This is a genomic window from Thermus caldifontis, from assembly GCF_003336745.1.
GTDB lineage: Bacteria > Deinococcota > Deinococci > Deinococcales > Thermaceae > Thermus > Thermus caldifontis.
The window spans coordinates 121,499-147,521 of sequence record NZ_QGMX01000002.1 but is presented as its reverse complement, the minus strand read 5'-3'; the positions used below and the strand labels follow the sequence as shown (position 1 = coordinate 147,521).

Genomic DNA, 26,023 nt, shown 5'->3' with positions numbered 1-26,023 from the left:
GGCCTTACTCCTTGAGTTCCTGCCAAAGCAGGTGGAAGGGCTTGGGGCTGGGCTTCAAGGGGCCCCGCCCCTCGGTCCAGGCCCTTAGGAGGGGAAGGAGGTCCTGGGGCAGGGGAAGACCCCTCAAGGCCTTGGAGAAGAGCCGGTAGAGGGTGGGGCTTTCCATCACCTTGGCAAAGGCCTGGATGGCGCCCCTTTCCCAGGTGGGGGCAAGGCCCCGCTCCACCGCCCGCTTCCGCCAGGTGAGGAGGAGCTTGGGGATGGGGATTTTCACCGGGCAGGCCTCATAGCAGGCCCCGCAAAGGGTGGAGGCGTAGGGGAGGGGGTAGGCCTCCTCGAGGCCCAAAAGCCCGGGGTCCAAGACCGCCCCGATGGGCCCCGAGTACACGTAGCCGTAGGGGTGCCCCCCGGTTTGGCGGTAGACGGGGCAGGCGTTGAGGCAGGCTCCGCAGCGGAGACACCGCAACACCTCCCAGGCCTCGAGGTCGTGGAGCAGGGTGGTGCGGCCGTGGTCCACCAGGACCACGTGCACCTCCTCTGGGCCCTCCTCCCCTTCTTTCGCCGGGCCCTGGATGAGGGAAACGTAGGTGGAAAGCCGCTGCCCCGTGGCCGCCCGGGCGGTAAGGGGTAGGAAGAGGGCCAGGTCGGCAAGCCGGGGAAGGAGCTTTTCTATGCCCACAAAGGCCACGTGCACCTTGGGAAGGCTGGTGGAAAGGCGGATGTTCCCCTCGTTTTCCATGAGGGCCAGGGTGCCGGTTTCCGCCACCAGGAAGTTGGCCCCGCTGATGCCCAGCTCGGCGGTGAGGAAGGCTTCCCGCAAGACCTTCCTGGCCACGGCGGCCAGGGCCTCGGGGGAGGCGTCCAGGGGGGTGCCGAAGCGCCCATGGAAGAGCCTTTGGATCTCGGGAAGGGAGAGGTGGATGGCCGGGCCCACGATGTGGCTGGGGGGTTCGCCGAGAAGCTGGATCAGATACTCCCCCAGGTCGGTTTCAAAGACCTCCACCCCCAAGGACTCCAAAAGGGGGTTTACCCCAAGCTCCTCGGTGAGCATGCTCTTGGCCTTCACCGCCCGCTTTACCCCGTGGCGGGCCACGATCTCCCTCAAGGTGCGGTGGGCCTCCTCAGGGCCTTCCGCCCAGTGCACCTGGACGCCCTTTTCCCGTAGCCGCTTTTCCGCCAACTCCAGGTACTGGTCCAGGTGGGTGAGAAGGTGGTCTTTCACCCTCTTGGCCCTTTCCCTTAAGGCCTCGGCGTCCATCTCCCCGTAGGCCTTCTTGCGGCCTTCCTCAAAGTGCAGGGTGGCCCCGGTGACCGCCTCCCGCACCCCGGGCTTTTCCCTTAAGAGCCTGGCGGCTTCCTTGGGGTAGAGCTTGGCCTTAGCCTGCATACGCCTCCCACAAGAGGGTGGCCAGGGGAACCACCCGCATGTTTCTTCCCCCTTTGCCCATGCGTCCGGAAAGGTGGAGGAGGCAGCCGGCGTCCGTGGAGGTGAGGACCTCCGCCTCTGGCAGGGTGGAAAGCTTGCGGTCGGCCATGGCCAGGGAGACCTCGGGGAGCTTCACCGAAAATAGCCCCCCAAAGCCGCAGCACTCCTCCGCCGCCTCCCAGGGGAGGATCTCCGCTCCGGCGTTTTCCAGGAGCAAAAGGGGTTCCTCCCTAACCCCCAGCTCCCTTAGGGCGTGGCAGCCGTGGTGGTACGCTATCCTTTTCCCTGAAAGCCCCTTTCCCAGCTGGGACACGCCCAGCACCCGCACCAGGAACTGGGAGAGCTCGTAGACCTTCTCCGAAAGCCCAAGGGCTTCCCCGTCCCCGGGAAGGAGCTCTGGGTAGTGGTTTTTCACCATGCTGGCGCAGCTTCCCGAGGGCAGGACCACGTACTCGGCATCCTGGAAGATGCCTAGGGTACGCCGGGCCAGGGACCGGGCCTCCTTCCAGTGGCCGGCGTTGAAGGCGGGCTGGCCGCAGCAGGTCTGCTCCTGGGGAAAATCCACCTCCACCCCCAGGGCCCTGAGGAGGCGTACCGTGGCCACCCCCGCTTCCGCGTAGAACTGGTCCGCCAGGCAGGTGATGAAAAGGGCTACCCGCATTTACCCCCATACTAACGGTTTGGCCGGGCTGACGGGGTGGGACGGCCTGTGGGAACCCGCCTTGACCCTACCCCCGGGGGGCTGTATAATCCTGGGAACGACGCGCATACCTTTGCCTACACCAAACCCCAAGCGTAAAGAAGGAGCCCCAAGATGACCTGGAAGGAAGCCTACCCGGATATCCCCCTAGGCCAGGATGCCTGCGGCATCATCGCCATGGCGGAAAAAAGCGGCAAGCCCTCCCACCGCATCGTGCGGAGGACCCTGGAAAGCCTGTACCGCATGGCCCACCGGGCGGGGGCCATCCGGGGAGAAGGGGATGGGACAGGTATCCAGACCGACATTCCCCGGGAGCTATGGGCCCGCTTCCTGGAGGAGGCGGGGCTGGAACCCGAGCTGGCCTTTAACCCCCGCTTCTTCGTGGGGCATTTCTTCCTGCCCAAGAGCGAGGCAGAACGCCTCGAGGAGTTTTATGACCTGTTGAGGCGGGAGGGTCAGGCCCTGGGGGTGCGGCCGGTCCTCTTCCGCCGGGGGGAGGTGGTGAGCGAGGTTCTGGGGCCGGTGGGGCGGCGCACCGAGCCCATCTTCCTTCAGGTGGCGGGGCTTAGCCCCGATGGGGACGGCCCCTTGTGGGAGCTGGGCCTGAGGCTCGAGGCCGGTTTCCCCGTCCACGTGGTATCCCTTTCCACCTATAGCGTGGTCTACAAGGTGCGGGGGGCGGCGGAGCTTCTAAAGCGCTACTACCCCGAGCTTTCCCGGCCCGAGTTCAAGAGTACCGTGGCTTTGGGCCACAACCGCTACTCCACCAACACCCTCTCCACCTTTGAGCAGGTCCAGCCCTTTGGCCTTCTGGGCCACAACGGGGAGATCAACACCATTGAGCGCCTGAGGCGGGAGCTGGACTACCTGGGCATCCCCCGCACCGGGGGCTCGGACTCCCAGGACCTAAACCGCATGCTGGAGGGGCTCATCTACCGCTACGGCCTCTCCTTGCCCGAGGCCATGGACCTGGTCTTCCCTCCCGTGCTGGGGGAGGTGAAGGGCCTGGCCCCGGAGCTTCAGGACCTCTACCTGGCCCTAAGGCAACGCTTCGGCCCCTTGGCCCAGGGGCCTGCCGCCATCGTAAGCCGCTACCGGGATGAGGCGGTCTTCGCCACCGACGCCATGGGCCTAAGGCCCCTTTGGCAGTTTGAAACCCCTTACGAGATCGTTTTCTCCTCGGAAAGGGGGGTGTTCAACGCCGAGGAGTTCGTGACCGAGCCCAAGCCTCTGGCCCCTGGGGAAAAGGTGTACCTGCGCCTCACCCCCGAAGGCCCCAAGGTCTATCCCTTTGACCGGCACCAGCGCCTGGTGCTGGAGCGCATCGCCGCCCGCACCCCGGTGGCGGGGTACCGGGTGCACCTCTCGGGGCCCATCCGCCAGGCCCCGCCCCCCGTGGCCGGGGGAAGCGAGGTGAGGGTGGAGGAGAAGCCCGCCCCGCCCCCCTTGGGCCTGGAGCGGGCCTTTGGCTGGGACCGCTGGGACGGGGCCTACCTCGAGGCCCTGGCCAAAACCGGCAATGAGCCCATCGGCTCCCTGGGTTACGACGGCCCCCTGGCCGCTTTGAACCCGGAAAAGCCCAACCTCTCCGAGTTCTTCAAGGAAACCGTGGCGGTGGTGACCAACCCCGCCATCGACCGGGAGCGGGAGATCGAGCACTTCTCCACCCGCACCCTCCTGGGCCGCCGCCCCTTGCCCGACGGCCGGGGTGGGGGCAGGGTGGAGGAGCTTCTTTTGCCCATCGTCTTGGAGGAGGACCAGGGCCTGGCGGAAAGCTTTGGCACCCTGACCTTAGAGGAGGTAAAGGCCCGTTTCCAGACCGCCACCTTGGTACCCCGCTTCAGCGTGGAGGAGGGGTTGCTGGCGGGGCTTAGGCGCCTGGAGGAGGAGGCGGTGAGGGCGGTGAAGGAGGGGGCTGAGGTCCTCATCCTCTCCGACCGAGAGGCCTTCCAAGGGGGGGTATGGATCGACATCGCCTTAGCCCTGGCGGCGGTGAATCGGGCCCTTTTGCAGCGGGATGCCGAGGGGGTGGCCTTAAGGCGGCGCACCTCCATCCTGGTGCACTCCGGGGGGGTGAGGAACCTCCACGACGTGGCCTTCCTTCTGGGCCTGGGGGCGGAGGCGGTGGCCCCTTGGCTTCTTGAGGAGAAGGCCCGCTCCCTGGAGGGGAGGAAGGGGGTGGCGGGGGTCCTCGAGGCCCTGCGCAAGGGCTTGGAGAAGGTCATCTCCACCATGGGCATCCACGAGCTCCGGGGCTACGGGAAGATCTTCAGCGCCATCGGGCTTAAGCCGGAGCTGGCCGAGTTCTTTGGCACCCGGAACTTCCTGGGTTCGGAAACCGGGGGGTATGGCTTTTTGGAGCTGGAGCGCACCCTCTTGGAGCGGGAGGGCTTTTTCCGATCGGAGAAGGTCATGCCCGCCAAGGACTTCCGCTTCAACCCCCGGATCTATAAAGCGGCCCAGGAGGTGGCAAGCGGCCAGGCCCCCTATAGCCACTTCCAGGAGAAGGTCCGCTCCCTGGAGCGGGAAAGCCCGGTGGCGGCCAGGCAGCTATTGGAGGTGCGCTTCCCCGAAAGGAGCGAGGTTTCCCCGGAGGAGGTGGACCTTTCCGTGGGGGGGCACTCCTTGCCCTTCGTCATCAGCGCCATGAGCTTCGGCTCGCAAGGGGAGGCCTCCTTCCGCGCCTACGTGGAGGCGGCCAAGCGCCTCAACATGCTTTGCATTAACGGGGAAGGTGGGGAGATCCCCGACATGCTGGGCAAGTACACCCACTGGCGGGGGCAGCAGGTGGCCTCGGGCCGGTTTGGCGTCCACGCCTACATGCTGAACTCCGCTGCCGTCATCGAGATCAAGATCGGCCAGGGGGCCAAGCCCGGGGAAGGGGGGCACCTGCCGGGGAAGAAGGTCTCCCCCAAGGTGGCCGCCGCCCGCAACGCCGTGCCCGGGGTGGACCTCATCAGCCCCTCCAACAACCACGACCTCTACTCCATTGAGGACCTGGCCCAGCTCATAGAGGAGCTGAAGACGGTGAACCCCAAGGCCCTGGTCTCCGTGAAGGTGCCCGTCATCCCCGGCATCGGCACCATCGCCGTGGGCATCGCCAAGGCGGGGGCGGATGTCATCACCCTCTCGGGGTTTGAGGGAGGGACAGGAGCCGCCAGGCTCCACGCCCTTAAGTACGCGGGGCTTCCCGTGGAGATCGGGGTGCGGCGGGCGCACAGGGCCTTGGTGCGGGCTGGGCTTCGCGACCGGGTGGAGATCTGGGCGGATGGCGGCCTTAAGACCGCCTACGACGTGCTGCGAATGGTGCTTCTGGGGGCGGACCGGGTGGGTATGGCCACCATGGCCATGGTGGCCATCGGTTGCACCATCTGCCGGGGGTGCCAGCTGGACACCTGCCACGTGGGCATCACCACCCAGATTGAGACGGTGGAGGAGGCCCTGGCCCATGGCCTGAAGCGTTTTGTGCCCCAGGACCTGGACCGGGCGGTGGAGCACCTCACCCGTTTCTTTGAGGCCAAGGGGGAGGCCCTAAGGGAGCTGGTGGCCGCCTTGGGGGCCCGTTCCTTAAGGGAGCTTAGGGGGAGGGTGGACCTCCTTTACCAGCGGGACCACCTGGAGGAGCTGGACCTTTCCTACTTCTTCCTGCCGGTGGAGGAGCCCGAATGGCTCAAGGACACCTCGGCCCACGTCCTGAGGAAGCCTTTGAACCAGCTCACCCGCACCATCACCGAGGTGGTGATGGCCGCCTACGGGGAGGGTAGCCGCAGGCTGGTCTTCCAGGAGGGACCGGTGAACTCCACCGACCGCGCCTTGGGGGCCCACCTGGCGGGGGAGATCGCCAGAAGGCGCCTTTATGGCAAGGGTTTTGACGCGGAGGTGGAGCTCCGCTTTGATGCGGGAAGCGTGGCCGGGAATGGCCTGGCGGCTTTTAACCTCGAGGGCCTCAAGGTGGTGGTGGAGGGCGGGGCCCAAGACGGGGTGGCCAAGAGTGCCTTTGGGGGCACCGTGGCCATCCTGAAGGGGCGGAACCCCTATGGGGCCTATGTGGACGGCTCCGTGGGCAAGAGCTTCGCCTACGGGGCCATCGGGGGCCTCCTCATCGTGGAGGGGGTGGCGGACAGCCGCTTCTGCATCCGGCTTTCCGGGGCGGATGTGGTCCTGGGCGGGGAGCCGGAAAGGCCCTTGAGGGATGACCTCGGCAACCTGGCTGCCCGGGCCCAGGCCAAGGGGTTTGCCTTTGAGTACATGACCCGGGGACGGGCCTTGGTCCTGGGGGACCCTGGGCCCTGGATCTGCTCGGGCATGACCGGGGGGCGGGTCTACCTCCGCCACTGGCCGGAGATGGGCCTCACCGAGGAGGCCATGAAGCGCCGTCTGGCCAAGGGGGCCAAGGTGGCGGTGAAGCCTTTGGACTTAAGGGGCGTGGAGGATGTGAAGGAGCTCCTTTCCGCCTACATCCGGGTCCTAAGGGAGGCCAAGCGGGAGGAGAAGGCCAGGCGCTTGGAGAGGCTCCTCGAGGACCCCGCCCAGCACTTCCGCATGGTGGAGCCCGTGGCCCAACAGGTGGAGCAGGGGGTGAGCACGGAGTAGTCCCGTTTCTCCCTGGGGGTAGGCCGGTAGAAGGGCCTTATACCACCCCACCCTGGCGCAAGCCGGGGTGGGGTGGCATCACACCAGCTTTTCCTCCACCGCCCAGCGCACCAGCTCCGCCCGGCTTTTCAGGCCCAGCTTCTCCGCGGCCCGCTCCCGATAGGTGGCCACCGTTTTTTCCGAAATGCCCATGGCCTCGGCGATTTCCCTATAGGAGAGGCCCTGGGCCAGGTAGCGGACCACCATGAGTTCCCTTTCCGTGAGGGCCTCCGGGCCGGGTTTGCGGACGGTCTGGGCCTGGATCATGCGGTAGAGGAGGCCTTGCGGCAGGTAGTGTTCCCCCCGGGCCACCGCCAGCACGGCATCCTCCAGCTCCCGCTCGATGGCGTCCTTGGGCAGGTACCCCGAGCCCCCGGCTTGGAGGAAGCGCTCCGCATACTCCGGCTCCGCATACATGGACAGGGCCAGGAGCCGGGCTTCCGGGTAGAGGGCCTTGAGGGTTTCCGCCACCTGGATGCCGTCCATGTCGGGCAAGGCGATGTCCAGGACCACCACCTGGGGCTTGGCCTGGGGGATCTTGGCCAGGGCTTCCTGGCCGGTTTCCGCCTCCCCTACGATCTCCACCTTGTTCTGCAGGAGGTAGCGCACCCCTGCCCGGACCACGGGGTGGTCGTCCACCAAAAACACCCGGATCATGCCTTCACCTCCTTTAGGGGGATGCGGGCATAGAGGGTGGTGCCAAGGCCGGGAAGGCTTTCCATCTGGAACCGGCCTCCCAGGAGTTCGATCCTTTCTCGCATACCCAGGATACCCAAACCGGGCTGGGCCTGGGGAGGAAAGCCTTGGCCGTCATCCTCTACCACCAGGCTGATCTCGTCCCCTTCCTGTTGCAAGACCACGGACACCTGCCTTGCTTGGGCGTGACGGGCCACGTTGGTAAGGGCCTCCTGCACCACCCGGTACAGGGCGGTTTCGTGGGTTTCCGGAAGACGGCCCCTTAGGCGGCAAAGGAGGTTGGCCCGGATCCCGGTCCGTTCCTGGAACTCTTCCGCCATGCGCTTCAGGGCCGCCTCGAGGCCCAGGGTATCCAAGGCGGAGGGGCGCAAGGAACGGGAGAGGTGGCGCACGTCCTGGATGGCGGTTCGCACCAGTTCCTGCAGGGTGGGCACCGCCTCCAGCCGCCCTTCCTTCACCGCCTTAAGGCCCAGGTCTATGCCCGTGAGGATCTGGCCGATCTGGTCGTGGAGGTCGCGGGCGATGCGGGCCCTTTCCGCCTCCTGGGCTTGGATGAGGGCCTTGAGGAGCTGGGAGCGCTCCTGGGCCCTTTCCTTTAGGGCCTGGGTGTACCGGGCCCGGTGGAGACCGGCTTCTATGGGGGCCTTGATGGCCTCGAGGAAGGCCGGGGGGGCTTCGGTGTCCAGGAGAATGCGGGCTCCGGTAAGCTCCAGGGTGTGGGGGCCTTGCCCTTTCTGGCGCAGGGGGCAGTCCCCGTACTCCGGGTAGGGGCAGAGGACCTTGCCCACCAGGGTTTCTCCCAGCCACGCCTCCCCGCAGCGGAAGAGGCCGCTTTGGGCCAGGGCCTCCAGGGCGTTTTGCAGCACCCCTTCCGGGGTTTCCGCCCGGTTTACCGCCTCCGCCACCTGGTTCAGGGTGGAAAGTTCCTGCTCCCGTTGCCGCACCCCTTCCCGGTAGGCCACCAGGGCCTTGTGGAGGACCCGGAACTCCCCGCCAGGATCGGGGAGGGTGGCCTCCTTGCCTTCCTGCCAGGCCCGCACCCCTTGGACCAGGGCCTCTAAGGGTTTAAGGAACTGGTCCGCAGCGCGGCTTACCAGAAGGAAGGCCAAGGCCGCCACCCCCAGGGCCATCCAGGCCCCCAGGACGAGAAGCTGGGACAGCTTCCGCCAAAGGGGGGTTTCGGGAAAGGCCAGGGCCAGAAGGCCCACGGCGCCATCCCCGATGGAACTGCGGTAGAGCCTATAGGTCTCCTCCTGGAAGCGGAAGCGCCCCTCTAGGGTTTTGAGGTTTAGGGGAAACCCCCCGGGGAAGGTGTGCACCAGCACCTCCCCCTTGGGGTCCAGGATGAAGCCCAGCACCCCTTCCCCCTTCAAAGCCTCCAGCTGGCGGAAGGCGGCGTAAAGGTCGTTCAAAAGGAGGTCCTCCTCCAGCTGAAGGGCCAGGTAGTGGCTCTGGGTGCGTCCTTGGGCCTCGAGGCTGGCTTCCAGTCCCGTCTTCACCAGGAAAAAGGCGGTTCCCCCAAGCCCCACGCCCAGGAAGAGCATGCCCAGGGCGAAGGTGGCCAAAAGGCGTGTGCGCAAACTTCCCTTCATGCCTAAAATCCCTCTAAGAAACGGCGATAAGCCCCGTCATCGGCGGGGGCGAAACCCGCTATCCCCACCTCGAGAAGCTGCCCTGCTTCTTGTAAGCGGTCCAGTAGCTCCTTCTTGGCCTTTGGGGTTAGCCCCTTTCTCACCACCACAGGCGGGGGTGGGTCCTGGGGTCCTTCCCAGATGATCCGGATCTTGGTCTTGAGCTCGGGATCCTTCCGCACCAGGGCATCCAGCACCATCCCGTCCACCGCCGCCGCCTCCACCAGGCCGCGGGCTACTGCCTCCACCGCACGGTCGTGGGCATAGGTGAAGATGGTTTGACCCAGGTACTGCTCCGGCCGATAGCCCAACCTTTTGAGCTCCTGGATGGGGCGGATGTAGCCGGTGTTGGAAAGGGGGTCCACAAAGGCGAAGGTGGCCCCCGCCAGGTGGGCAAGGCTTCGCCGGTCCGAACTAGCCGCCACGATGACCACGCTGCGGTACCGGGTCCAGGGTGCGGGAACCGAGCTGGCGATGACCTCCCCGTAGCCCTCCACCACCGCCTTGGCCGCAGCGAAGGTACACAGGAAGGCCAGGTCGGCCTGACCCTTTTGCAAGAGCTCCAGCACCTCCTTGTAGCCCCGCCTTCCCAGGACCGTGGCCTCAGGCCAGAGGGTCTGGGCCAGGGTCCAGTAGGGGTAGCTCCGTTTGGGGGAGAGGATGCCCGCTATGGCGACGCGCAAGGGGGCTTCCTCCTCGAGGCGTATCTGGGGAAGGGGGGCCAAGGGGCCGGCCTCTGGGGGACGGGCGCACCCTAAGAGGAGTAACACCAGAAGCCAGATCCGGGCCATGCCCTTAGTATGCCGGGCCTGAGGGGGACAATGGTCCTGAAGCTTGTAGGTGTTTTCCCGAGGACACCCGTCCGGCCAGGTTGTCGGAGAAACGCCGATGATGGCTGCATTTTCCTTTCCTAAGCTGCCCTTGGAGGTGGGGTATGAGCGAGATGGAAAGCCGCAGGGCCTTTTTGGAGAAGGTGGCCTCCACGGTCTTTGCCGGCATGGTGCTGGGAGGCCAGCCGGTGAAGGCTGGGGCCGAGCCGGTGAAGGTGGAGCTTCCCCCAAGGCCCCCGGATGGGCCCATCCTGCCTGAGCTGGAGTATGAGGATGTTCTGGTACGCATGCAGCGGGACCTGGAGCGAGCCCTAAAAAAGGGCACCACCCCCAAGTGGGTCATGGTGATCGACACCCGCAAGTGCGTGGGTTGCCACGCCTGCACCGTGTCCTGTGCGGTGGAAAACAAGCTCCCTCCCGGGGTGGTGTACCGCTCGGTGATTGAGGAACAGATCGGGAAGTATCCCGAGGTGAGCTGGAGGTTCCTGCCCCGGCCCTGCATGCAGTGCGACAACCCCCCTTGTGTGCCTGTCTGCCCGGTGGGGGCCACCTGGAAGCGGGCTGACGGCATCGTGGAGATCGACTACGACGCCTGCATCGGCTGCCGCTACTGCCTGGTTTCCTGCCCCTATCAGGCCCGCACCTTCGACTTCGGGGAAAGCTGGACGCAGGATACCCCCGGCCAGGGCCAGATGCCTTACGAGGAGCTCCCCACCTTTGAGTGGGGCGAGGTGCATGTGCGCAAGGAGGGGGTGGTTCCCTCTAGCCCTGTGGGCAACGCCCGCAAGTGTAGCTTCTGCTTGCACCGCTTAGAACACGGGCTTTTGCCCCAGTGCGTGACCACCTGCATTGGCCGGGCCACCTTCTTCGGGGATGCTTCCGATCCGGAAAGCCTGGTTTTCCAGCTCATCCATCAGCCCAATGCCATGCGGCTTAAGGAGGAGCTGGGCACAGAGCCTAGGGTGTACTACCTGGTGTGAAGGGTGTAAAGGAGGACGAGGATGCGCGCTTGGGGTTGGATCCTATACGGGGTTTTGGCGGCTATAGGCCTTGCGGGGTTTTTCCTGCGCTTCGCCACCGGCCACCAGCTGGCGGGCTACGGCAGCTACGTCCCTTGGGGCCTATGGGTGGCCGCGTACATTTACTTTATCGGTCTGTCAGCGGGAGCCTTCTTGCTATCCGCCCTGGTTTACGTCTTTGGGGTGCGCAGGTTGGAGCCCATCGCTCCCTTGGCCCTGGTGGTGGCCTTGGCCAGCCTTCTCATGGCCCTCATCACCATCTGGTTTGACCTGGGGCACCTGGAGCGCTTCTACTACGTCTACCTGAGGCCCAACTTCCGCTCCATGATGGCCTGGATGGTCTGGCTGTACACCGCCTATGGCCTCCTTCTTCTTTCGGAGCTTTACTTTGCCCTGCGGCGGCACCTGCCCCGCTATGCGGATCGCCGGGGAGTTACGGGCTTGTTAGCCCGCCTGCTCACAGGGGGCCGGAAGACCCCCTTCACCCAAGAGGAGATCCACCGGGATGAGGGGATTCTTAGGGTTTTGGGAACCATCGGCGTGCCCTTGGCCATTGCCTTCCACGGGGGGGTGGGCGCCCTCTTCGGCACGGTGGTGGCCCAAGACCTTTGGCATAGCCCCATCTACCCCATCCTCTTCCTCACGGGGGCCCTCCTCTCGGGTGGGGCGTTGATGACAGCGGTGTACGTCTTCTTCTGGCCCAGGAAGGATGGACAGTGGAAGGAGCTAAGCCTTCTTTTGGGCCGGGTGGTGTTGGGGCTCATCCTCTTTGACCTCCTCCTGGAGTGGGCGGAGTACTCCATCCCCATGTGGTATGGGGTGGGTTCCGAGTTCAAGGCCCTGTGGAACACCCTCTTTGGCCCTTTCTGGTACGTGTACTGGGTATTCCACATCCTGCTTGGGGTGGTGGTTCCCGTTCTCCTTCTCCTTTGGGGTGTGCGGGGCCGCCTGGGGGCGATAGGCCTTGCCAGCTTCCTGGTGGCGGTTACCTTCTTGGCCATCCGCCTCAACCTGGTGATTCCCAGCCTGGTCCACCCCAAGCTGGAGGGCCTGGTGCATGCCTACCATGACCACCGCCTCACCTTTGTCTACTTTCCCACGTGGTTTGAGTGGAGCGTGGTGGTCTTTTCCGTGGTCCTGGGCTTTACCGTGACCTACGTGCTGGTGCGCATCCTGCCCGTGATTGAGGGCAGGCTTCTTAAGGAGGTGGCGTGATGCTTTCCCGGCGGGAACTGATCAAGCTGGGTGTGCTTTCTGGAAGCGGGGTTCTTCTGGGGGAAAAGGCCACGGAGCTCCTTTCCCAGGCGGAGGCCGCGGCTCAGAAGGCTCCGGGCTTCTACCCCTTGAACGATCCGGAGAACCAGATCTATACGGTTTGCCTGCAGTGCAACACCGGCTGCCCCATCAAGGTCAAGGTGTACGAGGGGGTGGCGGCCAAGATGGACGGAAGCCCCTATGCCCCCTGGACCCTTTACCCTCATCTCCCCTTGGAAACGCCCCTGGAGAAGGCGGCCAAGGTGGATGGGGGCATCTGCCCCAAGGGGCAGACGGGTTTGCAGACTGTGTACGACCCCTACCGTTTCCGTAAGGTCCTAAAGCGGGCGGGCCCAAGGGGTAGCGGCAAGTGGAAGGAGATCCCCTTTGAGCAGGCGGTGAGGGAGATCGCTGAGGGGGGCAAGCTCTTTGCGGAGATTGGGGACGAACGGGTTTACCCGGGTCTAAAGGAGGTCTGGGCCCTGAGGGATCCCGAGGTGATGAAGGCCATGAAGGCCCGGGTGGAGGAGATCTGGCGCGAAAAGGACCCCGCCAAGAAGAAGGCCCTGGTGGAGCGCTTCAAGGAGGAGTTCAAGGACCATTTGGATACCCTCATCGACCCCAACCATCCCGACCTCGGGCCCAAGAACAACCAGGTGGTCTTCGCCTACGGGCGTCTTAAGGCTGGGCGGAGCGACTTCTTCAAGTGGTTCTTCCAAAACGGCCTGGGTACCGTGAACTTCCACGGGCACACCACGGTCTGCCAGGGTTCCCTTTACTTCACGGGCAAGGCCATGAGCTACCAGCTAGCCTACGACGAGAAGAAAGGGGAGTACACCTGGACAGGGGGCGAGAAGTTTTACTGGCAAGCCGACCTAACGGGGGCGGAGTTTGTCATCTTCGTGGGGGCCAACATCTTTGAGGGGAACTATGGCCCACCCCTAAGGGTGAAGGAGGTGACCCAGGGAGCGGCCACGGGGAAGCTCAGGTATGTGGTGCTGGACCCTCGAGCCCAAAAGGGCGTGGCCCACGCCACCAAGTGGATCCCTACCAAATCGGGATACGATGCCGCCGTGGCCTTCGGCATGATGCGCTGGATGTTTGAGAAGGGGCGGTTTGACGCCCGCTTCCTCTCCGCCGCCAACAAGGGAGCGGCCAAGGCCATCGGTGAGCCCAGCTGGACCAACGCCACCTGGCTGGTGGAGATAGATGAAAAGGGCTTCCCCGCCAAGCTCTTGCGCATGAGCCACCTGGGGATGGCCCCCGAGGTCCGCACCTTGGAGGGCAAGGAGGTGGTCTTTGACCATCCCGTGGTCCTGGTACAGGGGAAGCCCACCCCGGTGGACCCCCAGAGCGAGGACAAGCCGGTCTTCGGCGACCTCTTCGTGGACACCACCCTTAACGGCATTCGGGTGAAGAGCGCCCTTCAACTCCTGCGGGAGGAGGCCTTCAGCCGAAAGCTAGAGGAGTGGGCCGATCTGGCCGGCGTGGAGGTGGAGGACATCGTCTGGCTGGCCTATGAGTTCACCAACCATGGGAAAAAGGCTGTGGTGGACATCCACCGCGGGGCCAGCCAGCACAGCAACGGCTTCTATAACGCTTTTGCCTGGAACGTCCTCAACGCTCTAATCGGTAACTACGACCACCATGGCGGTTATGTCCGGGCCAGCACCTACGACATCGTGGGCAAGAAGGCGGAAGGGCCCTTCTACATGGACAAGCTCCACCCCAAGAAGCTGGAGCCCTTTGGCATCAGCCTGATCCGCCACGAGCTGGACTACGAGAAGACCACCCTCTTTGAGGGTTATCCGGCTAAGCGGCCCTGGTTCCCCCATAGCTCCGACGTCTACCAGGAGATCCTGCCCTCCGCCGCCCAGGGGTACCCTTACCCGGTGAAGATCCTCTTCCACTACATGGGCTCCCCCGCCTACGCCCTGCCTGCTGGTCACACCCAGATCCAGGCCATGCTGGACCCGGAAAAGATCCCCCTTATCGTGGCCTTTGACATCGTGGTGGGGGACACCTACCTCTATGCCGACTACATCATCCCTGACCTCACCTATCTTGAGCGCTGGGAGTTCCACGGCAGCCACCCCAACGTGGTCTGGAAGGTGCAGACCATCCGCCAGCCCGCCATTCCCCCCATCCCTGAGGAGGTGGAGGTCTTTGGGGAAAAGATGCCCATCTCCACAGAGGCCTTCCTCTTGGCGCTGGCGGAGTACCTGGGCGTGCCGGGGTTTGGGGAGAAGGGCTTCAAAAACGGCATGCCCTTCCGCAGGCCCGAGGACTTCTACCTGAAGCTGGTGGCCAACCTGGCTTTTGGGGAGAAGGCCGATGGCTCGGAGGCCGTGCCCGAGGCCGATGACCGGGAGCTGGAGATCTTCAAGAAGGCCCGCCGCCACCTGCCTCCTTCGGTGTTTGACCTGGAGAAGTGGAAGGCGGCCATTGGGGATGAGAGCCTCTTCCGCCGGGCGGTGTACGTTTTGAACCGGGGTGGGCGCTTCCAGGCCTTTGAGAAGGCCTTTAAGCCCGATGGCACGGTGGCCAACCCCTATGGCAGGCAGATCAACCTGTACCTGGAGAAGCACGCCAAGAGCAAGAACAGCATGACGGGCAAGCCCTACTGGCCTCTGCCGCGCCTCTTCCCTCCCTACACGGATGCCCTGGACCAGCCCATCCAGGATGAGGGGCAGGGTTTTGACCTGACCCTGATCACCCATCGCTGGATCACCATGACCAAGAGCCGTACCGTTTCCAACTACTGGCTCCTCAACATTACCCCCGAGAACTACATCGCCATTAACCCCGAGGATGCCAAGCGGCTGGGCTTCAAGGATGGGGAGCTGGTCAAGGTGGTTTCCGCCAGCAATCCCGAGGGGGTCTGGGACCTGGGGCCCTTCGGCAAGAAACCCATGGTGGGCAAGCTGAAGGTCATGGAGGGCCTGCGCCCCGGCCACCTGGCCTTTGCCCTGGGATTCGGCCACTGGGCCTACGGGGCGAGCGACCTAGAGATCAACGGCCAGGTGATCAAGGCCGATCCCCGTAGGGCCACGGGCATCCACGCCAACGCCGCCATGCGGGTGGACCCGGTGCTAAAGGATGTGGGGCTTACGGACCTCACCGGGGGCAGTGCGGTCTTCTACGATTCCAAGGTGCGCCTGGTGCGCCCCAGCCTCGAGGAGGCCAGGACCTATGGAGAGGGGGTGCGGAGGGTGGCCCTCGAGGGTCCCCCGGGCGTTAAGGCCGAGGAAATCCGGGAAAAGGCCCTCAAGGCAGCCCGGGGTGAGCTGGACCCCGAGGCCTTGCGCAAGGAGGTGGCGGCCCAGCTGGGTCTGAACCCCAAGGTTTAGGGGGCTGGGAAAGGGTGGCCCCGGGGTCAGGCTCCCCGGGGCCTTGGCCCTGGACGAGGGGGGGCCAGGGAGGGTACATTTGTCCCGTGGACCCCGGGGCCCTTCTGGACCTCCTCAAGCGCCGCACCGGTTTCACCGAGGGGCATGCGGCCATGCTTCGGGAGCTGGGAGCCCTCATGGTTCCCTTAGCTCCCGAGATAGCCTTGGCCTTTTACGACTACCTGGGGCGGGATGAGGAGCTTGGGGCCATCCTCCATGCGGTGCCTGGAAGGGTGGAGCGGCTTTACGGCACCTTTATCCGCTGGTACAGCGAGCTCTTTTCTGGCACCTACGACCGGGCCTATGCGGAAGGGCGCAGGCGGATTGGCTTGGTGCACGCCAGGCTGGGGATAGGCCCTAGGGCCATGGTCCCCGCCATGGGCATCGTCCAGGAGCTGTCCTTGGAGCATATGCGCTCGGCGCTGCGGGGCGCGGAGATCTATGGGGCGGTGGAGGCCTTTGAGAAGATCCTCGCCATAGAGGTGGCCCTTATTGAGGAGAGCTACCTCGAGGCCCTCTCTCTGGGCCTCGCCCTTGGCCACCGGGACCTCAAGGAAGCCCTGGCCCAGGGGGCGGCAACCCTCTTGGGGGCGGGCCACCCTTAGGGTTCCCGGGCCAGGTCGTTGAAGCGTACGTGGGCGGCGTGGAACTGAAGCTCCACCGTACCGGTAGGGCCGTTGCGTTGCTTGCCCACGATGATCTCGGCGATGCCCGCCTTTTCCGAGTGGGGGTTATAGTACTCGTCCCGGTAGATAAACATCACCAGGTCCGCGTCCTGCTCAATGGAATTATGGACGATGATGTCGTTGGCAATGAAGTTGTGTGGACCAGGGACAGTGAGGTCAAACACCTCCTCTACCCCGTCCGGATGGATGGAGGCCACCTTGTCCCAGTAGACATCGCTAGTGGCCACTTGGCTTAAGGCTCCCCATTCCAGAGCGTGGGCCATTCGCAAGGCGCGGTCCCGGCTTAGGTTTTGCCGGAAGAGGGTGCTACCTGCGTAGGCTATACCCAAGGTGTGGTAAAGCTCACGCCGAGAAAGCCCCGATTCCTGCAATGCGGGCTGCACAGCCTGCAGCCAAACCTCTACTGGGATCACATCCCGGTTGGGATTGCTGTTGTGGTTCTGAAGATAGGCCTCCACGTGCTTGAGAGCCCTAGCCTGACGTAAGCCCACAGCTCCTACCTGGTCAAGAAAACTTTTTAGATCTTGGTGTCCGCTAATGATGACATGAAACTGATCGCGGCCCTTTCCCTTCTGTGAGACGCGCCGAATACGGGAGTTAATTCCTAAGCGAAGCAAAAGGGTCTGGACATCCATGGCTAGCTGTTCGCTACTGGTAGCATAGTAAACCCTTGGGTAAGGTCTTCTCCCTTCCAAGATGTGAATGCACCCGTCGGTTGACCAAAGATGACGAAGGAAGCGGGCGATGGCAGAGGGGGGTTGGGTGAATACAGGTTCGGGTACCCGTTTTTGGGAAGCCTTTAACCCCCAGATGCCTAGTTCCTCTAACCACTTTGCCAGAGGGTTGCGGATACCCATCCCAAGACGTCGGCTTGCGCTCAAGTAGACCTGAAACCAGCCTCGTTCGGCCTTTATCCGTGGATTAAGGGCGTTTCCAAACGTCGCGAGGGCTAGTTGAACTACTCCTTGGGCTAGGTCTAGATCTCGCGTGGTGTATTGGAGGCTGTGACGGGGTAGGGTACAACCATCTCCGATCAGGTGGCCAAGGAGGGCAAGTTCCTCATCTCTAAGGGTTTGCTGGGATGTCGTGCCTAGTTTCCGAGGTAAGGCCAGCCACTCCCCAGGGCGGAGCTGATCCAAGCGCTTCCATCCCTGAGGGGTTAGGAATTTGTGGTTGGCAGTGGCGCGGATCCGGCGTCCCAGTTGGGTGGTGAGGGCAAAGACCGGTTTTACCCCTGTAGCAAAGGCCCGGCTCACCGTGGCCGCTTCCAGCTTCAAGGTAGCTTCGTTAAGGGCCAGAACTTGAAATCCCGACCGGCCTACCAGGTCGCGGATGGGTTTCCTTGAGCCGTCGGTCAGCTGGACCAAGGTGTCGCCAGCTAAGCAACCCGACTCCCTTAAGTCCGAAAGCATAGGGCGCTTGTTGGGCCTGGCCTCCACCGCCCGGGAGAGCTGGCTTAGGGCGATGACGGGCACGTGGAGTTCCCGGGCCAAGGCCTTTAGCCCCCGGGAGATGGCGGCGATCTCCTGCTGGCGGTTTTCCCCCTGTTTACCGGCCCCAGGGCCAGACATGAGTTGGAGGTAATCTATGATCAATAGGCCCACGTCGTGCTGGCTTCTGAGCCTTCTTGCCCGGGCCCTAAGCTCCATCAGGGTGAGGTCCGGGGTGTCGTCAATGTAGATGGGGGCCTCGGAAAGCCTTCCCGCCACGTCCACCAGGCGGGAGAAGTCGCGGTCCGTGAGCTGGCCCAGGCGCACCCGGTTCATGTCTATACGGGCTTCCGAGCACATAAGGCGTAGGGTGAGCTGGGAGGCGGGCATCTCTAGGGAGTAGATCCCCACCCCCACCCCCTCTTTTAGGGCGGCGTTTTGGGCGATGGTGAGGGCGAAGGCGGTTTTTCCCATGGCGGGGCGGGCGGCGATGATGTTTAAGGAGCCCGGGGCCAGGGTGCCGATGAGCTGGTCCAGCTCCTTGAAGCCGGTGCGTACCCCGGATACCTCCCCCTTGTTCTGAAAGAGGGATTCGATGTGCTCAAAGGTTTCGTGGACCAGCTCGCGAATGGAACGGGCCTCGGTGTCTGTTTGGGTAAGGGCCACCTCGAGGATCTTTTTGCCCGCGGTGTCCAGGATCTCATCCAGGCTTCCCGCCTCCTCATAGGCCAGGCGCATGGCCTCACCCGCCGCCTGGATCAGCTTCCTCAGGGTCCACTTCTCCGCCACGATGCGGGCGTAGTGCTCCGCATAGGCGGCGGTGGGGGTGGCCTCGGAAAGCTGGACCAGGTAGCTTACCCCTCCCAGGGCCTCCAGCTCTCCCCGGCGGGAAAGCTCCTCCGCCAGGGTAACCAGGTCCACGGGCTTGCCCTGGGACCTGAGGGCCTGCATGGCCGCATAGATCTTGCGGTGGGCCTCCGCATAAAAGGCCTCGGGGGAGGGGAGGAGGCCTTCCAGCTCGTCCAGCACATCTGAATCCAAAAGAATGGCCCCCAGGACGCTCTGTTCCGCCTCGAGGTTATGGGGGGGAATACGTCCTTCCATAGCCATAAGCCCTATCAGGCTACGCCTTGGCCCGGGGGTTCTGCCAGGGGGACTTCCGTTAAGGAAAGGAATGCCTCTTCTAGACGAAGGTCGGGGCTTGGCCTTTAGGCTTCTCATGGGAGTTTTGCTAGGGTGGGGGGGTGCGCGGGATCCCGCTCCTTTTGCTGGTGCTGGCTTCCTGCCGAGCCCAGGGTCTTCCTGAGCCTTTTGCCGCCCTGGAAAGGGGAAAGGTGGAAGAGATTCGCCAGGTGGCCCTTGGGGGGGAGGGTTATGCCCGGATGCTTTCGGGCTGGCTGCTTGTGGCCCGGGAGGAGATACCCTTGGCGGAGCGGGCGGAGTACGCCTGGCGCTACGCCCTATTCCTGGAGGGGGTGCGGGCCTTTGAACCGGGTTTTGAGGCCAGGGAGGCTTGGCGCAAGGCGGCCAGCCTCCTTCAGGAGGCCCAAGACCCCCGGGCCTTTTCCGCCTGGGAACGGCTCCTTCCAGATAAAGAGGCCGTGGAGGCCCTCCTTTCCCTGGAGGAAGGGGAACGGCTTTGGCTGGCTCTCTTCCGGGGAAGGGCCTACGAGGCCCTCCTCAAGGTTCTTCCTGAAGGGGAACGCCCGGACCTGCGCGCCCAGGCCCTTTTCCGCCTGGGGCGCTATCGGGAGGCCCTGCCCTTTTACCGGGAGTGGGCGGGGCAGGACCCCCGGGGGTACCTGGGTCTGGGCCACGCCCTTTGGCGGCTTGGGCGGAAGGAGGAGGCCCTAGAAGCCCTGGCCCGTTACGACCATCCGGAAAGCCGCTACGCCCAGGGGCGCATTCTGGAGGAGCTGGGGAGGACCCTCGAGGCGGTACAGGCCTACCGGCGGAGCACCCCCGAGGGCCTTTGGCGGGCTGCGGGGCTTCTAGAGCGGCAAGGCCTTAAGGGGGAGGCCCTTCCCCTTTACCTCACCTTGGCCGGCGGGAGCAGTCCTTACGCCGATGACGCCGCCCTAAGGGCCTATGTGTTGGCGGGGGAGCTGGGCTTGGCCGGGGTGCAAGGGGAGGCCTTTACCCTCCTCAAGGGGGGGCTTGGCCTCCTTTTGGGCAAGGAACCCGAGCCGCCTCCGCCTGCCCCTTCTCTTCCGCCACCCCCAGAGGCGCCTATCGTGGAGGCCCTCCGCCAGGGGGGTAAGGAGGCCTGGGCCCGGGGGGTGGTGCGGTATGCCCTTTGGCAAAGGCCCAAGGATTGGCCGGCCTTGGTGCCCCTCCTTTACCGCCTGGGGGCTTACCGGGAGGGTATCCGGGCAGCCTGGTCCACCGCCTTGGCCTATCCCCGCCCCTACCGGGAGTGGGTGGAGGAATATGCGGGGAAGGAGGGCTTAGACCCCAACCTGCTTTACGCCCTCCTCCACGTGGAAAGCCGCTTTGACCCCCTGGCGGTAAGCCCTACGGGGGCCTTGGGCCTAGGCCAGTTCCTAAGGAGCACCTGGGCGGATGTGGCCCGCATGCTGGGGGAGGATCCCGCCAATCCCTTTGATCCCGAGGCCAGCATCCGCTACGCCGCCCGCTACCTGCGCTGGCTTCTGGACAGGTGCGCCGCCTACGGGGGTCTCCAGCAAGTGGCCTGCGCCGTCACCGCCTATAACGGCGGCATCGGCTACACCCTCAGGGGCATTGCCCGGGAGGGCGACCTTTATGCCTTCCTGCGCTTCCAGGAACGGGATGAGCCCCGGGAGTACCTGGCCCAGGTGCTTTCCGCCTATGCCGCCTACCGGGCTATTCCTTAGCTTGGCGCAGGCCCCTTTCAGTCCAGGCGATAAGGGGTTTTAGGGCAAAGGGGGCGAAAAGGGTGGTGAAGACCACCATGAAAAGCACAATGGCATACTCCTCCTCGTTGACCGCTCCTGCGGCAAGCCCCAGGGCGGCCACGATCAACCCCACCTCCCCCCGGGGGGCCATGCCCACCCCCACGGTTAAGGCGGAGCGCACCCCTTGGGTCAGGGCCCCCAGGAACCCGCCCAGCACCTTGCCCAGGATGGCGATGACCGTGACCACGCTTCCCGCCGTCAGGGTGGCGGGAGAAACCAGAGCGGAAAGCTCCAGCCGTACCCCCACCATGGCGAAGAAGATGGGGGCTAAGAAGCTTTCAATAGCGAAAATAGGCTCTTCCAGCCGGTACTTTTCCCGCACCTCGGAAAGGAGCATCCCTCCCAGGAAGGCGCCTACGATGGGGGCCAGGCCGATGGAGGCGGCCAAGGCCGCCATGCCGATGCCCAAGGCCAGGGCGAAGCCCATGGGGCTACCCACGGGGAGCCTTTCCAGGGGCAAGCGGGCAAAGAGGGGTGAAAGAGCGACCGCTAAGCCCACGAAGACCACGGAAAGTAGGATGAGCTGGAGGAGGGCACCGGTTTCCACCTGGCCGGTTTTGGCCACCCCGTTCACCACCGCCAACACGATCAGGCCCAGCACGTCGTCGATGACGGCGGCCCCCAGGATTACCCGGGCGTAGGGGCGGGAGAGCACCCCAAGCTCCTGCAGCACCCTGGCGGTAATGCCCACGCTGGTGGCCACCAAGGCGGTGCCCAAAAACAAGGAGGGCAGGGTGGCAAAGCCGATCTGGAGGCCAAATAGGTATCCCCCTACGAAGGGGAAGGCCACTCCTAAGACCGCCACCAAGAAGGCTTCCTTGCCCACGGCCAGGATGTCCTTAAGCCGGGTTTCCAGACCTACCATGAAGAGGAGGAAGATGGCCCCCAGCTCAGCGATGAACTCCAGTATCTCGCCCTCGTGCACCAGGCCCAAGAGGGCCGGGCCCACCAGAACGCCGGCCAGAACCTCTCCGATAACCACGGGCTGGTTTAGGCGTTTGAAAAGGAAGGCCATGGCCTGCGCTGCCAGGATTAGATAGAACACTTCTAAAATATGCCCGGGCCCGTGCATCACTGCCTCCTTAGGATGAGCTTCAGGAAATCGCTACGGGTTAGGATGCCCACCAGTCGGTTTCCTTCGTCCACCACGGGTAGATGGCGGATCCCGCTTTTCAGAAGGGCCTCGAGGGCCTTCCCCACGGGATCCCCGGGATGGATTTGGGGGAGGTCGGTGCGCATGACCGCCCTGACGGGCGTCCTTTGGTAACGTTGGTAGATCCCTTCCAAGAAATCCGCATCCACCCATTCCCCAAACAGCTGTAGCGCCTCCACATCGGAGAAGGGCACGTTCTCGGGATGAGGCAGGAGCTCTTCCACCTGGAGTAACCCCAGGAGGTGCCCTTCCTGGTCCACCACCGGCAGACTACCGTAGCGTTTTTCCAGAATCTTCCGGGCGGCCTCCTCGAGGGTGGCCTCGGGTCCGATGGTCTCGGGGTTTGCGGTCATCAGGTCGGCTACCTTCATGGGCCAAAGTTTACCAGCGCCGCCACCTGGGGGCAAAGCGCCGAGCCAGGAGGGCGCCGAAGAGAAACCCTCCCAGGTGGGCCCACCAGGCTACCCCGGGTAGGCCCAAAAGCCCCTGGAGAAGCTGAAGGAAGGCCCAGTACCCGATGTAGAAGCCTGCGGGAAAGGTGACGAAGAGGGGAAGGATGAAGAGGATCACGGAGACCACATAGGCCCTGGGGAAGAGGACGTAATAGGCTCCCAGCACCGCGGAAACCGCTCCGCTGGCCCCGATCATGGGGAGGGTGGAAGTGGGGGAGAAAAGCCCCTGGGCCAAGGCGGCGGCCACTCCCCCCAGGAGATAGAAGAGGAGAAAGCGGCTGCGTCCCATGCGGTCTTCCACGTTGTCCCCGAAAACCCACAGGAACCACATATTGGAGAGGATATGAAAAAAGCTTCCGTGGAGGAACATGCTGGTGAGGAGGCGGTAGCCCTGGCCCACCGGGTCTTGAAAGAATAAGGCGGGGATAAAGCCGTAGCCCTGGGCGGACCATTCCAATCCCACGGAAAGCTGCCAGAAAAAGGCTAAGGCGTTGAGGAGCACCAGGCCCTTGACCACGAGAGCGGGCCGGCGGGCGTGGTTGATGTCGTAAAGGGGAAACACCTAAGGCCTCCTGGGCTCTTGGTGGCGGTAGGGTATGGGCACGTACTGCACGCTGGGCTTGCCCCCCTGGGCCTGGGGGTAGAGGTCCATGAGCTCGTAGACCTCGAGGGGCATCTCGGTGCTCACGGGAAGGCCCATCTCTCGGGCCTGGTTCACGTCGATGGGGTAGTCGTGGGTCCAGGTGCCTTGGGAGAGCAGGGTGGCCACTTCCTCGGCCCGTTCCTCGGGCATGCGCTTCAAAAGCAGGTTTTTCACCGTGGCCTTCACCTGCTTCAGGGCCTTTTCCGCCACGTCCGCCAGGATTAGGGTCTGGTCGTCGATTTCCTGGATGGGTTTCCTCTCCAGCACCTTGAGGATGCTGGTCGCAGGGTACTGGCCCAGTTGGGGATCCACGGGGCCCAGCACGGCGTTTTCATCCATCACGATCTCGTCGGCGGCCAGGGCGATAAGGGTTCCCCCGGACATGGCGTAGTGGGGCACGAAGACCGTGACCTTGGCGGGGTGGCGCAAAAGGGCCTCGGCGATCTGCTCCGCCGCCAGGACCAATCCCCCCGGGGTGTGGAGGACCAGGTCTATGGGCACATTCTTGTCGGTGAGGCGGATGGCCCTCAGGACTTGCTCCGAGTCGTCAATGCTGATGAAGCGGCTGATGGGGATGCCCAAAAAGCTTACGGCTTCCTGGCGGTGGATGAGGGTGATGACCCGGCTTTTCCGCTTGCGTTCCAGCTCGGCCATCTTCCGGGCCCTGGCCCCCAGGAGCATCCGTTGCTGTAGGTAAGGGGTGAGGACAGAGAGGATGAAGAAGAGCCAAAAGAGCTGGAAGAAGATTTCCATGGGAAAAGCATATACCAGGGGCGTTAGGGAATACGGGCCGGGCGGCTTTGGGTTTCCCGTAGGAGAATCCTTCCCTTGCCCATGAGAAGCCCGGTGAGGAGGTAGACGGGCAAGGGAGGGAAACCAAAACGGTAGACCAAGGCCGCTCCAAAGGCTAAAAGCCCTGCGGCCAGAGCAAAGGCCTCCACGGAGGGGTGCATTAGAGGGTCCTCATCAGGGCTTCCACCGCCTCGCGGCTTCCCGCCACCACCAAGGTGTCCCCCACCTCGAGGACCACCTCGGGCGAAGGGTTGGGGATCAAGGGCGCACCCTGCCGGTCCACGGCCAGGAGGTGGGCCCCCGGCGGCAGGGTAAACTCGGCCAGCCGTTTTCCTGCCAACTTGGAACCGGGCAGGACCTTGATCCATTCAATGACCTTCTGCCCCAGCTTGCTTTGGGTGTCCCCCACGGCCTCGGGATGGAACAGGACCCCTGCCAAAATGGCTCCCAGCTCCCGGGCCTCCTCGTCGGTAAGGTCCAGGGCCATGGTGGGCTCATCCTCATCGTCCCCAGCCTCAAAGTACTGCAGCTCCCGTTTTCCCGAATGGTGGACCACGATGACCAAGCGGTCGCCGCTTTGTACCGTGATGGTGAACTTCCGTCCTACCCCGGGAAGTACCGCTTCTTCCACCCTCATGCCCGCCTCCTAGGAGGAAACTGGACCGCCAGGGTGCGCCCGGCCACCAGGGCCAGGATGCCCAAGGCCCAGAGGAAGAGGTCTAGGCCCGATAGTCTCTCTGGGCTAGCCCAGGACTCGCTAGGGTAACCCCCCTTAACCTTCCACCACAGGAATCCGCACCGGCGGTTCGGCCTCCCGCTTCTCCCGGGGGATTTTCACCTCCAGCACCCCCTTTTGCAGGCGGGCTTCGATGCCCTCCTTCTTGGCATCCTTGGGAAGAAGGTAAGCCCGGTAGATGCGACCATAGACGATCTCCGAGAGGTGCTTGGTGCGCTTCTCCTCCTTTTTCTCTCCCTCTATGACCAGCTGGTCCCCCTGAAGGCGCACCTCCAGGCTCTCCGGGCCCAGGCCCGGGACCTCCACCCGCAGGAGGTAATGGTCCTCGTGCTCGGAAAGCTCGGAGAGGGGTTCCAGGGTTTCGCCTTCTTCCTTGAAGACCTTTTCCAGGGCTTCTTCAAAGGCTTTCCGCACCTGGTTACGACCAAAGGGCCAAAGTTTCTCCAACATACTCCCCTCCTGTAGCAGGCAAGGCGGGGCCCCGCCCCCGGGCGGGGCCCTCCTCTAGCGGACGTTCCCGGTTTCCAGCTTCCTGGCCCTCAGGTCCAGGAGGCTGTACTCGCCCTCCGAAAGGTCTCCCGGTACCACCACCCAGCTGGCGCCCAGCATCTCGTGTTTTTGGCCCTTGCCAGCGGTGATGACCAGGAGGGGGTTATGGGTCTTCACCAGGTGGGCCACCTCGTGGGAGCCGGCGTCGCCCAGGCCCTTGTGGTAGGGGTTGGTGTAGAAGAGGAAGATCTTGGGGTAGTCCTTGAGGTCCCAGAGGGTCTTCAAGTGGTACTCCGCCACCCAGGCGGGGTAGCGCAGGGCCTCTTCCTCCTCGGGCTCCCCGTCGTCGGTGATCTCCCCGCCCACCCCGGCCACCAGGTAGGGACCTTTCCAGAAGGTGAAGGTTTCGTGGACGTTGCGCATCTCGGGCCGTACCAGCTCGATGTTGGCCGCCTCCCTCAGGTATTCCCAGATGGGGGCGTCCTGGGGACCAGGGATATAGGCGGTGGGGAGATGGGCCTCGGCGAGGATGCGGAAGAAGGCAGCGTAGTCCCGGCTTTTCGCCGTCTTGGGCATGAGGTTGCCCACGAGGGCGAGGGCGTCCGCTCCCGTGTCGGGGGCCAGTTTCACCAGCTTCTCCAGGGCCTCGAGGTCGCCCATGGGGTTAGAGGTGGCCAGGATGTACCGCGTGGTCCGCCGCATAGCTCACCTCCTATTCCACCTGTACCTGGATCTTCTTGGGCTTGCTTGCCTCGGCCTTGGGCACCGTGAGGTGGAGCACCCCGTGGCGGAACTTGGCCTGCACCCGGGAGAGGTCAAAGGTGCTGGGCACGTTGAAGCTCCGGGCGAAGATGCCATAAGGGCCTTCCAGGCGGTGGTAGGCCACGTTTTCCCGCTTCTCAAAGGGGCGCTCCGCCTTCACGGAAAGCACCCCTTCCTCCGCCACCACCTCCACCTTATCCGGTTCCACGCCGGGCAGGTAGATGTGGAGGTGGAGGCCGGCTTCATCCTCCAGCACGTCCACCGGAGGGGCGTACACCCTAGGCCCCTGCTGCGGGGCGGTGCCAAAGGCCCTTGCCAGACGCTCTTGCAGCTCCTCCAACTCCCTAAAAGGGTCAAACCGCACCAT

General features: G+C 64.2%; 20 protein-coding genes and 2 pseudogenes. 6 read left to right on the top strand and 16 right to left on the bottom strand.

Translation table 11 applies throughout. The features are described from left to right. Positions 1 to 4: 4 nt before the first annotated feature. Together DK874_RS04475 and DK874_RS04470 are read right to left on the bottom strand one after the other, a co-directional pair. Entirely contained in the window at positions 5 to 1,387 is a 1,383-nt protein-coding gene (locus tag DK874_RS04475) for a LutB/LldF family L-lactate oxidation iron-sulfur protein (protein ID WP_114312834.1), read from the bottom strand. Further along, positions 1,377 to 2,087, bottom strand: coding sequence for a (Fe-S)-binding protein (locus DK874_RS04470; RefSeq protein ID WP_114312833.1), 711 nt, complete (start codon positions 2,085 to 2,087; stop codon positions 1,377 to 1,379). The genes DK874_RS04475 and DK874_RS04470 overlap by 11 nt, the downstream gene beginning before the upstream one ends. Before the next feature lie 153 nt (positions 2,088 to 2,240). Here DK874_RS04470 and DK874_RS04465 point away from each other — a divergent pair, with 153 nt between their 5' ends. Then, positions 2,241 to 6,719 (top strand): glutamate synthase-related protein, encoded by a 4,479-nt coding sequence (locus DK874_RS04465; protein ID WP_114312832.1) that lies wholly within the window; start codon positions 2,241 to 2,243, stop codon positions 6,717 to 6,719. A gap of 78 nt (positions 6,720 to 6,797) precedes the next feature. Here DK874_RS04465 and DK874_RS04460 read toward each other — a convergent pair whose 3' ends face one another. Genes DK874_RS04460 through DK874_RS04450 form a run of 3 tightly spaced genes read right to left on the bottom strand, consistent with a single transcriptional unit; the run spans position 6,798 to position 9,876 of the window. Further along, the gene (locus DK874_RS04460; RefSeq protein ID WP_114312831.1) at positions 6,798 to 7,415 is read right to left on the bottom strand and encodes a response regulator transcription factor; all 618 of its coding nucleotides are present in this window, start codon (positions 7,413 to 7,415) and stop codon (positions 6,798 to 6,800) included. Beyond that, positions 7,412 to 9,046, bottom strand: a complete 1,635-nt coding sequence (locus DK874_RS04455; protein ID WP_114312830.1) for a sensor histidine kinase — start codon at positions 9,044 to 9,046, stop codon at positions 7,412 to 7,414. The genes DK874_RS04460 and DK874_RS04455 overlap by 4 nt, the downstream gene beginning before the upstream one ends. Positions 9,047 to 9,048: 2 nt before the next feature. Next, on the bottom strand, positions 9,049 to 9,876 hold the full coding sequence (locus DK874_RS04450) for a PhnD/SsuA/transferrin family substrate-binding protein (protein ID WP_114312829.1): 828 nt from the start codon (positions 9,874 to 9,876) through the stop codon (positions 9,049 to 9,051). A 143-nt stretch (positions 9,877 to 10,019) separates the two neighbouring features. Between DK874_RS04450 and DK874_RS04445 the strand changes: the two genes are divergently transcribed. The 4 genes from DK874_RS04445 (at position 10,020) to DK874_RS04430 (ending at position 16,182) form a co-directional block, all read left to right on the top strand. Continuing rightward, the gene (locus DK874_RS04445; RefSeq protein WP_114312828.1) at positions 10,020 to 10,895 is read left to right on the top strand and encodes a 4Fe-4S dicluster domain-containing protein; all 876 of its coding nucleotides are present in this window, start codon (positions 10,020 to 10,022) and stop codon (positions 10,893 to 10,895) included. 21 nt (positions 10,896 to 10,916) lie between these two features. Then, positions 10,917 to 12,149: an NrfD/PsrC family molybdoenzyme membrane anchor subunit gene (gene nrfD / locus DK874_RS04440; protein WP_114312827.1), complete on the top strand. Its 1,233-nt coding sequence runs from the start codon at positions 10,917 to 10,919 to the stop codon at positions 12,147 to 12,149. Next, on the top strand, positions 12,149 to 15,538 hold the full coding sequence (locus DK874_RS04435; protein ID WP_114312826.1) for a molybdopterin-dependent oxidoreductase: 3,390 nt from the start codon (positions 12,149 to 12,151) through the stop codon (positions 15,536 to 15,538). The genes nrfD and DK874_RS04435 overlap by 1 nt, the downstream gene beginning before the upstream one ends. Positions 15,539 to 15,624: 86 nt before the next feature. Further along, positions 15,625 to 16,182 carry a protoglobin domain-containing protein gene (locus tag DK874_RS04430; protein WP_114312825.1) on the top strand — a complete coding sequence of 186 codons (558 nt, stop codon included), beginning with the start codon at positions 15,625 to 15,627 and terminating at the stop codon, positions 16,180 to 16,182. Here DK874_RS04430 and DK874_RS04425 read toward each other — a convergent pair. Then, complete coding sequence (locus tag DK874_RS04425) at positions 16,179 to 18,797, bottom strand: replicative DNA helicase (protein ID WP_114312824.1); 2,619 nt, start codon at positions 18,795 to 18,797, stop codon at positions 16,179 to 16,181. The two genes, DK874_RS04430 and DK874_RS04425, sit on opposite strands and share 4 nt — an antisense overlap. 140 nt (positions 18,798 to 18,937) lie before the next feature. Between DK874_RS04425 and DK874_RS04420 the strand changes: the two genes are divergently transcribed. Then, positions 18,938 to 20,548 carry a transglycosylase SLT domain-containing protein gene (locus DK874_RS04420; RefSeq protein ID WP_114312823.1) on the top strand — a complete coding sequence of 537 codons (1,611 nt, stop codon included), beginning with the start codon at positions 18,938 to 18,940 and terminating at the stop codon, positions 20,546 to 20,548. Here DK874_RS04420 and DK874_RS04415 read toward each other — a convergent pair. The 10 genes and pseudogenes from DK874_RS04415 to DK874_RS04380 all read right to left on the bottom strand — a co-directional run bounded on the left by DK874_RS04415 (position 20,538) and on the right by DK874_RS04380 (position 26,023). Beyond that, positions 20,538 to 21,701, bottom strand: coding sequence for a cation:proton antiporter (locus tag DK874_RS04415; RefSeq protein ID WP_114312822.1), 1,164 nt, complete (start codon positions 21,699 to 21,701; stop codon positions 20,538 to 20,540). The genes DK874_RS04420 and DK874_RS04415 overlap by 11 nt on opposite strands. Beyond that, the gene (locus DK874_RS04410) at positions 21,701 to 22,153 is read right to left on the bottom strand and encodes a CBS domain-containing protein (RefSeq protein WP_114312821.1); all 453 of its coding nucleotides are present in this window, start codon (positions 22,151 to 22,153) and stop codon (positions 21,701 to 21,703) included. Before DK874_RS04410 ends, DK874_RS04415 begins: the two co-directional genes overlap by 1 nt. A gap of 10 nt (positions 22,154 to 22,163) precedes the next feature. Then, positions 22,164 to 22,796 carry a rhomboid family intramembrane serine protease gene (locus DK874_RS04405; RefSeq protein WP_114312820.1) on the bottom strand — a complete coding sequence of 211 codons (633 nt, stop codon included), beginning with the start codon at positions 22,794 to 22,796 and terminating at the stop codon, positions 22,164 to 22,166. Then, positions 22,797 to 23,630 (bottom strand): SDH family Clp fold serine proteinase, encoded by an 834-nt coding sequence (locus DK874_RS04400; protein WP_114312819.1) that lies wholly within the window; start codon positions 23,628 to 23,630, stop codon positions 22,797 to 22,799. It abuts the gene before it with no gap. A 35-nt stretch (positions 23,631 to 23,665) separates the two neighbouring features. Continuing rightward, positions 23,666 to 23,830 (bottom strand): annotated as a pseudogene (locus DK874_RS11650) (cation:proton antiporter); the annotation flags it as partial. Then, entirely contained in the window at positions 23,830 to 24,306 is a 477-nt protein-coding gene (locus DK874_RS04395) for a cation:proton antiporter regulatory subunit (protein ID WP_114312818.1), read from the bottom strand. The pseudogene DK874_RS11650 and the gene DK874_RS04395, both read right to left, overlap by 1 nt. Beyond that, positions 24,303 to 24,404, bottom strand: a pseudogene (locus tag DK874_RS12095) (phosphate-starvation-inducible PsiE family protein); the annotation flags it as partial. The pseudogene DK874_RS12095 and the gene DK874_RS04395, both read right to left, overlap by 4 nt. A gap of 37 nt (positions 24,405 to 24,441) precedes the next feature. Beyond that, a complete protein-coding gene (locus tag DK874_RS04390) occupies positions 24,442 to 24,855 on the bottom strand; it encodes an Hsp20/alpha crystallin family protein (protein ID WP_114312817.1) in 414 nt (137 codons plus the stop codon). Positions 24,856 to 24,909: 54 nt separating this feature from the next. After that, positions 24,910 to 25,596 carry a metallophosphoesterase family protein gene (locus tag DK874_RS04385; protein WP_114312816.1) on the bottom strand — a complete coding sequence of 229 codons (687 nt, stop codon included), beginning with the start codon at positions 25,594 to 25,596 and terminating at the stop codon, positions 24,910 to 24,912. Between the two features lie 10 nt (positions 25,597 to 25,606). Beyond that, positions 25,607 to 26,023 carry an Hsp20/alpha crystallin family protein gene (locus tag DK874_RS04380; RefSeq protein ID WP_114312815.1) on the bottom strand — a complete coding sequence of 139 codons (417 nt, stop codon included), beginning with the start codon at positions 26,021 to 26,023 and terminating at the stop codon, positions 25,607 to 25,609.

Bases quoted from the DNA above. Each gene is read 5' to 3' on its own strand.
- DK874_RS04475 (WP_114312834.1), bottom strand. From the start codon at position 1,387: ATGCAGGCTAAGGCCAAGCTCTACCCCAAGGAAGCCGCCAGGCTCTTA.
- DK874_RS04470 (WP_114312833.1), bottom strand. From the start codon at position 2,087: ATGCGGGTAGCCCTTTTCATCACCTGCCTGGCGGACCAGTTCTACGCG.
- DK874_RS04465 (WP_114312832.1), top strand. From the start codon at position 2,241: ATGACCTGGAAGGAAGCCTACCCGGATATCCCCCTAGGCCAGGATGCC.
- DK874_RS04460 (WP_114312831.1), bottom strand. From the start codon at position 7,415: ATGATCCGGGTGTTTTTGGTGGACGACCACCCCGTGGTCCGGGCAGGG.
- DK874_RS04455 (WP_114312830.1), bottom strand. From the start codon at position 9,046: ATGAAGGGAAGTTTGCGCACACGCCTTTTGGCCACCTTCGCCCTGGGC.
- DK874_RS04450 (WP_114312829.1), bottom strand. From the start codon at position 9,876: ATGGCCCGGATCTGGCTTCTGGTGTTACTCCTCTTAGGGTGCGCCCGT.
- DK874_RS04445 (WP_114312828.1), top strand. From the start codon at position 10,020: ATGAGCGAGATGGAAAGCCGCAGGGCCTTTTTGGAGAAGGTGGCCTCC.
- nrfD (WP_114312827.1), top strand. From the start codon at position 10,917: ATGCGCGCTTGGGGTTGGATCCTATACGGGGTTTTGGCGGCTATAGGC.
- DK874_RS04435 (WP_114312826.1), top strand. From the start codon at position 12,149: ATGCTTTCCCGGCGGGAACTGATCAAGCTGGGTGTGCTTTCTGGAAGC.
- DK874_RS04425 (WP_114312824.1), bottom strand. From the start codon at position 18,797: ATGGAAGGACGTATTCCCCCCCATAACCTCGAGGCGGAACAGAGCGTC.
- DK874_RS04415 (WP_114312822.1), bottom strand. From the start codon at position 21,701: ATGCACGGGCCCGGGCATATTTTAGAAGTGTTCTATCTAATCCTGGCA.
- DK874_RS04410 (WP_114312821.1), bottom strand. From the start codon at position 22,153: ATGAAGGTAGCCGACCTGATGACCGCAAACCCCGAGACCATCGGACCC.
- DK874_RS04400 (WP_114312819.1), bottom strand. From the start codon at position 23,630: ATGGAAATCTTCTTCCAGCTCTTTTGGCTCTTCTTCATCCTCTCTGTC.
- DK874_RS04395 (WP_114312818.1), bottom strand. From the start codon at position 24,306: ATGAGGGTGGAAGAAGCGGTACTTCCCGGGGTAGGACGGAAGTTCACC.
- DK874_RS04390 (WP_114312817.1), bottom strand. From the start codon at position 24,855: ATGTTGGAGAAACTTTGGCCCTTTGGTCGTAACCAGGTGCGGAAAGCC.
- DK874_RS04385 (WP_114312816.1), bottom strand. From the start codon at position 25,596: ATGCGGCGGACCACGCGGTACATCCTGGCCACCTCTAACCCCATGGGC.
- DK874_RS04380 (WP_114312815.1), bottom strand. From the start codon at position 26,023: ATGGTGCGGTTTGACCCTTTTAGGGAGTTGGAGGAGCTGCAAGAGCGT.